The 6,335-nt window shown below is 66.6% G+C and carries 5 protein-coding genes; 2 read left to right on the top strand and 3 right to left on the bottom strand.

Features of this window, described 5'->3' with window-relative positions; genetic code table 11:
• Together IVB46_RS28370 and IVB46_RS28365 are read left to right on the top strand one after the other, a co-directional pair.
• A partial coding sequence (locus IVB46_RS28370; RefSeq protein WP_247343928.1) for a hypothetical protein occupies nucleotides 1-649 on the top strand: 649 nt, incomplete at its 5' end.
• A gap of 112 nt (nucleotides 650-761) precedes the next feature.
• Nucleotides 762-1,232, top strand: a complete 471-nt coding sequence (locus IVB46_RS28365; protein WP_247316484.1) for a helix-turn-helix domain-containing protein — start codon at nucleotides 762-764, stop codon at nucleotides 1,230-1,232.
• Nucleotides 1,233-1,240: 8 nt separating this feature from the next.
• On the opposite strand, the gene prfA is transcribed toward IVB46_RS28365, so the two are convergent.
• From prfA to IVB46_RS28350, 3 genes are all read right to left on the bottom strand, one after another.
• Nucleotides 1,241-2,326 (bottom strand): peptide chain release factor 1, encoded by a 1,086-nt coding sequence (gene prfA, locus IVB46_RS28360; protein ID WP_085403605.1) that lies wholly within the window; start codon nucleotides 2,324-2,326, stop codon nucleotides 1,241-1,243.
• Nucleotides 2,327-2,383: 57 nt separating this feature from the next.
• Nucleotides 2,384-4,651 (bottom strand): phosphoenolpyruvate--protein phosphotransferase, encoded by a 2,268-nt coding sequence (gene ptsP / locus IVB46_RS28355; RefSeq protein WP_247316483.1) that lies wholly within the window; start codon nucleotides 4,649-4,651, stop codon nucleotides 2,384-2,386.
• Nucleotides 4,652-4,939: 288 nt separating this feature from the next.
• Nucleotides 4,940-6,196 (bottom strand): aspartate kinase, encoded by a 1,257-nt coding sequence (locus tag IVB46_RS28350; RefSeq protein WP_063980571.1) that lies wholly within the window; start codon nucleotides 6,194-6,196, stop codon nucleotides 4,940-4,942.
• Nucleotides 6,197-6,335: the final 139 nt, after the last annotated feature.

Raw genomic sequence — 6,335 nt, 5'->3', positions numbered from 1 at the left:
GAGTACGAGGCTGGCGGGTTCGGCGAGAGAAATGGCGCGGCAGACGACAGTGGCGGGTGCCCGGAAGCGACGATCCTGGCCGCAGGAGGCGGAGCGGCCGGAGACCGCGTGGCCTGCGGGGGAGAGCAGCGACCAGCGCGTGGCGCCGCAGTCCGGCGATGCCGCCCGCATGCCCGAGCCACGCAATCGGCCCTCCGGCGAGCGGGGGCCGGCGGTCGGCTCGGTTCAGGCGAAGCGCGCGCCGGTGCCGATGAAGAGACTGAGCGTGCGCGCCCAGAATGTTCTGAAGGAGCTTGCGGTCGAGCTCACCGGTGAGCAGCCCCCGAAGGGGGCGTGGTCGCCCCCACGCGAATTGTTGCGCGTGCTGACGGCCGAGCGGCTCGCCACCGCGCGCAACTGCGGCACCCACACGATGCGGGAGATCGTGGATTGGGCACAGGGCTGCGGCGTGACCATCAAGCCGGCGATTCCGCCCGGCGGCTCGCTGTCGCAGATGTGGGCGGAGTTGATTGCCAATGCGTCGGCAGGCAGCCTGACCAGCGCCGAGATCGCCAGCGCGCTCCAGCGCTCGATCAGGCGGAAGAGCGTTCGCATCCCGATCGCGTTTCAGGTCATCCTGGTGAAGATCCTGCTCTCCAGTTTCGAATAGGCCCCGATATTTGTGCATCCGCGGCGCCGCTCGGTTGGTTCCGCCTGTCCTTCCTTGCTAGTCTCGGCAGTGACCGCCCGCTTCACCGGCGGGCTCGACGTCGCAGGCAGGAATGACTCAAACGAAGCGGAAGACGACGCGCCCCTCGTCCGCGGCGCCCTCAAAGGGCGGCGCGATGCGCGAGGCCGACTATGCGGCGCTCGCACAGTTCCGCTATCAGCTCCGGACCTTCCTGGCGTTCAGCGAAGCCGCGGCCCAGAGTGCCGGGTTGACGCCGCAGCAGCATCAGGCGCTGCTGGCGATCAAGGGGCTGGCCGCCCCTGACGGCGCAAGCGTCGGCGACATCGCGCGTTTCCTCCTGATCCGGCACCATACCGCGGTGGAGCTGGTGGATCGCATGGCGAAGCTGAAGCTGATCGGCCGGGAAGCCGATCCGCAGGACGCAAGACGCGTCCTGGTCAGGCTGACGGCCAAGGGCGAGCAGAAGCTGCGGTCGCTCTCGCGCATTCACCTGGACGAGCTGGGTGCCGCCGCGCCCGCCCTGGCCAGGATCCTGCGATCGTTCCGGGCCAAAGCGCGCTGAGGCGCGGTTCAGGCGGCTGCGCCTTGCGCGGCGAGCTGTGCGGCCTGATGCTCGGTGGTCAGCGCGTCGGTCAATTCGCCGAGCGCTTCGCCGGCGATCACCTGCGGCAGCTTGTAGAGCGTCAGGTTGATGCGATGATCGGTGACGCGTCCTTGCGGGAAATTGTAGGTGCGGATGCGCTCGCTGCGGTCGCCGGAGCCGACCTTCTCCTTGCGTTCGGCCGAGCGTGCGGCGTCGAGGCGCTGCTGTTCGGCATCGTAGATGCGCGAGCGCAGGATGTTCATGGCGGAGGCACGGTTCTTATGCTGTGAGCGGCTGTCCTGCATCATCACCACGATGCCGGTCGGGATGTGGGTGATGCGGATCGCCGATTCGGTCTTGTTGACGTGCTGGCCGCCGGCGCCCTGCGCCCGCATGGTCTCGATCCGCAGATCGTCGTTCTTGATGTCGACGTCGACCTCCTCGACCTCCGGCATCACGGCGACGGTAGCGGCGGAGGTGTGGATGCGTCCCTGCGTTTCGGTGTCCGGCACGCGCTGCACCCGGTGCACACCGGATTCGAATTTCAGCTTCGAGAACGCGCCGCGGCCCTGCACCTCCGCGATGATTTCCTTGTAGCCGCCGACCGTGCCTTCGCTGGCCGAGATCACCTCGACCTTCCAGCCCTGCAAGCTGGCGAAGCGCTCGTACATCCGGAACAGATCGCCGGCGAACAGCGAGGCCTCATCGCCGCCGGTGCCGGCGCGGATTTCCAGCACCACGTTGCGGTCGTCCATGGCGTCTTTCGGCAGCAGCGCGACGCGAATCTTCTGGACCAGCTCTTCGATTTTAGGCGTCAGCTCGTCGCGCTCGGCTTCCGCCATGCCGCGCATCTCGGCATCCGTCGCGGGATCGGCGATCAGCGCCTCGGTGTCGGCGAGTTCTTTGACCGCAGAACGATACGCCTTCACCGCCTCGATCAGCGGGGTGAGCTCGGCGAGCTCGCGGGTGATCTGCACGTAGCGTTCGGAGGCGAGCTGTCCCAGCGATTCGGCCTCGAGCGAGGCGTGATGCGCGAGCAGGACGTCCAGTTTGGCTTCGGGGAGTGACGACATCGGTTCAGTCTCAAATGGCGGAAGAGGGCGAGGCGGCGGGAGGGGGCGACAGGCCCGCTACAACGCCAGGCCTTCGGCCTCGGCAAATTCCGTCAGCTTCTGCCGGATCGAGACGCTGCCGGAGGGCGCGTCCAGCAGCGGGCCGAGCATCGCTTCGGCCTTCTTGGCGTCGAGATCGATGACCATCGCCTTGACCGGACCGAGGGCCGTCGCCGAAAGCGACAGCGAGCGATAGCCCATCGCGATCAGCGCCAGTGCGCCGATCGGCTTGGAGGCCATCTCGCCGCAGAGCGACAGCGACTTCTTTGCCGCGTTGGACTTCTGTGCGATCTCGCGCAGCACGCGCAGGATCGGCGCCGACATGGTGTCGAAGCGCTCGGAGACCTTGGCATTGCCGCGGTCGACCGCGAACAGGAACTGGAACAGATCGTTGGAGCCGACCGAGATGAAGTCGACCTTCTTCAGGAGCTCGTCGAGCTGGTAGAGCAGGGCCGGCACCTCGACCATGGTGCCGATGTCGATGCGCTCCGGCAGGGTGTGGCCGTGCTGGCGCAGATAAGTCAGCTCGCGCTCGACCAGCGCTTTCGCCGAGTCGAATTCCGCGACCTCCGAGATCATCGGGAACATGATGCGCAGCGCGCGGCCGCCGCCGGCGCGCAGCAGCGCGCGGATCTGGCCGCGCAGCAGGCCGGGGCGATCGAGGCCAAGCCGGATCGCGCGCCAGCCGAGTGCGGGGTTCTCCTCGATCACCGCTTCCATATAGGGCAGTGCCTTGTCGCCGCCGATGTCGAGGGTGCGGAAGGTGACGGGCTTGGTGCCTGCGGCATCCAGCACCGTGCGATAGAGCGCGAGCTGGTCGCTGGTGCGCGGCAGGCTCTGCCCGACCATGAATTGCAGCTCGGTGCGGAACAGACCGATGCCGGCGCTGCCGGTGTCCTCGATATGCGGCAGGTCGATCGCAAGACCTGCGTTGATCATCAGCTCGACCTGCTGCCCGTCCTTGGTGACGCAGGGACGGTCGCGCAGCGCAAGGTATTGTGCCTGGCGGCGGGCGCGGAAGCGCACGCGTTCGGCAAAGGCGGCTTCGACCTCCTGCGACGGGCGCACATAGATCGAGCCTGAGGTGCCGTCGACGATGATGGCGTCGCCGGGATCGGCTATGCCGGGCGCGTTCGGGACCTCGCCGACCGCAGGGATGCCGAGCGCGCGGGCCACGATCGAGACGTGGGAGTTGGCGGTGCCTTCCTCCAGCACGATGCCGCGCAGGCGCTTGCGGTCGTAGTCGAGCAGCGCCGCCGGGCCCATCGCGCGCGCGATGACGATGGCGTTGTCGGGCAATTGCTCGCGTGACGGCGCGTGGTCCTGGCCGACCAGCTGCCGCATCAGGCGGTAGCCGAGATCCTCGAGATCATGCAGCCGGTCGCGCAAATAGGGATCGGTGGAGCGCAGCATGCGCGCGCGGGTGTCGGACTGCACGCGCTCGACGGCGGCTTCCGCCGTGAGGCCGGTGGCGACCGCCTCATGCAGCTTGTGCGACCAGCCCTGGTCGTTGGCGAACATGCGATAGGCTTCCAGCACCTCGCGGTGCTCGCCGCCCTCGGCAACGTCGCCACGCTCCAGCATGCGGTCGAGATCGGCGCGCAGCTTGGCGAGCGCGGTGTCGAGCCGCTTGATCTCCTTCGGCAGATCCTCGGCGATGTAGTCCTTGATGACGACGCGCGGCTCGTGCAGCACGACATGGCCGAGCGCAATGCCCTCCGAGAGGATGGCGCCGACCTTCTGCGCCGAATGGCGCGCGGCCGGCTCCTGGCCCGGCTGGGCCAGCGCAGACAATTCGCCGGAGGCGATCAGCTCCGCCAGCACCATCGCGGTGGTCTGGAGCGCCTCGAGCTCCTCCTCGACATAATTGCGCTTGGCGCGGTTCTGCACCACCAGCACGCCGAGCGTGTTGCCGGCGCGCAGGATCGGCACGCCGAGGAAGGAGTGGTAGATTTCTTCGCCGGTCTCCGGGCGGAACGAGAAGGCCGGGTGGCTTTGCGCGTCGCTGAGGTTGAGCGGGGTCGCCTCGCTGGCGACGAGGCCGACCAGGCCCTCATGGGCGCTCAGCACGGTGTGGTGCACCGCCTCGCGGTTGAGACCTTCGGTGGCGTAGAGCTCGAGCGTGTTGTCGATGCGCAGCACATAGACCGAGCACACCTCGGCCACCATATTGGCGGCGATCAGCACCACGATCTTGTCCAGCCGCTCCTGGGCCGAGACCTGCTCCGCCATGGTTTCGCGGAGCCGTCTCAACAAGACGCGGGGACCTCCCGACGCGCTCCGCATGAACCGTCAATCTCCTCCGTCTGCCTGGCCCGGCGGTATCGGCCGGCGGCTGGCCCAAAATTCCAGAAAAACAACCAAATTGTTCGTCCGGCGCAGGCACAAACACAAATCTACTCAAGATTTAGCGCTTGCACCGAATCAGCGCCGCCTGAACTGGGACACAGTCTGCGGCAGCCCACCCTGTTCGCCGTATAGCGAATTGAGGCTTGTTTTGCCAAGCAAAACGCCTGCCAAACGCGAAGGTGTGTACACCTTCGCGTTTGCTGCGACCGCTAAGAGAAAATTCGTCTAGGCCTGATCGAGACCGTAGAGCGTGTGCAGGGTGCGTACCGCGAGCTCGGTATAGGCGGTGTCGATCAAAACCGAGAATTTGATCTCGGAGGTTGTAATGGCCCGGATGTTGATATTCCGTCCGGCGAGGGCCGAAAACGCCTGGGCGGCGACGCCGGCATGGCTGCGCATGCCGCTGCCGATTACCGATATCTTGGCGACGTCGGTGGCGGTATCGAGCCGGGCATAGCCGATCTTGCCCTTGGCGGCCGTGATCGTGTCCTTGGCGCGGGTGTAGTCGGCCGCCGGCACCGTGAAGGTGAGATCGGTGGTCTTGCCGTCCTCGGAGACGTTCTGCACGATCATGTCGACGTTGATGTTGGCATCCGCCAGCGGGCCGAAGATCGACGCTGCCACGCCGGGCTTGTCCTCGATCTGGCGTACCGAGATCTGGGCCTCGTCCTTCGAAAAGGCGATGCCGGTGACGACGTGGCTTTCCATGATCTCCTCCTCGCTGCAGATCAGCGTGCCGGGCGGCTGGTTGGCATGCGGGTCGATATCCTCGGGCTTGTCGAAGCTCGAGCGGACGAAGATCGGCATGTTGTGGACCATGCCGAGTTCCACCGAGCGGACCTGGAGCACTTTTGCGCCCTGGGAGGCCAGTTCCAGCATGTCTTCGAACGCGATCTTGTCGAGGCGGCGGGCCTTCGGCACGATTCGCGGGTCGGTGGTGTAGACGCCGTCGACATCGGTGTAGATGTCGCAGCGGTCGGCCTTGACGGCGGCGGCGATCGCCACTGCCGAGGTATCGGAGCCGCCGCGGCCGAGCGTGGTGATGCGATTGGTCTCGGGATTGATACCCTGGAAGCCGGCGATGACCGCGACCTCCTTGCGCTCCCGGAAGCGCTTGATGATCTCGCTGCCGTCGATGTCCTCGATTCGGGCCGAGGCATGGGCGTCGCTGGTCTTGATCGGGATCTGCCAGCCCTGCCATGAGCGGGCCTGGATGCCCATGCCCTGAAGCACGATGGCGAGCAGGCCCGACGTCACCTGTTCGCCGGAGGCGACAACGGCGTCGTATTCGCGCGCGTCGTGCATCGGCGAGGCCTCGGTGCACCAGGCCACCAGCTCGTTGGTTTTGCCGGACATCGCCGAGACGACCACGGCCACTTCATGGCCGGCGTCGACCTCACGCTTCACATGGCGTGCGACGTTGCGGATACGTTCGATATTGGCGACGGACGTGCCGCCGAATTTCATCACGAGGCGGCTCATGACGACGCGTGCATTCCCTCATAAGGATCAGTATGGTGACCCACGCGAGGCAATGCCTGCGGACACCGACCGCGCGTATACATAGCGGCGGGGCCGGGGGCAAGCGGGTTCCTGCGGGGGCAGGGTAAGGTCCGGCCTA

It is taken from the genome of Bradyrhizobium sp. 61, assembly GCF_023073075.1.
GTDB classification, from domain to species: domain Bacteria; phylum Pseudomonadota; class Alphaproteobacteria; order Rhizobiales; family Xanthobacteraceae; genus Bradyrhizobium; species Bradyrhizobium barranii.
Note: the sequence above shows the minus strand (reverse complement) of the source record. Positions and strands in the feature narration are given on the sequence as shown.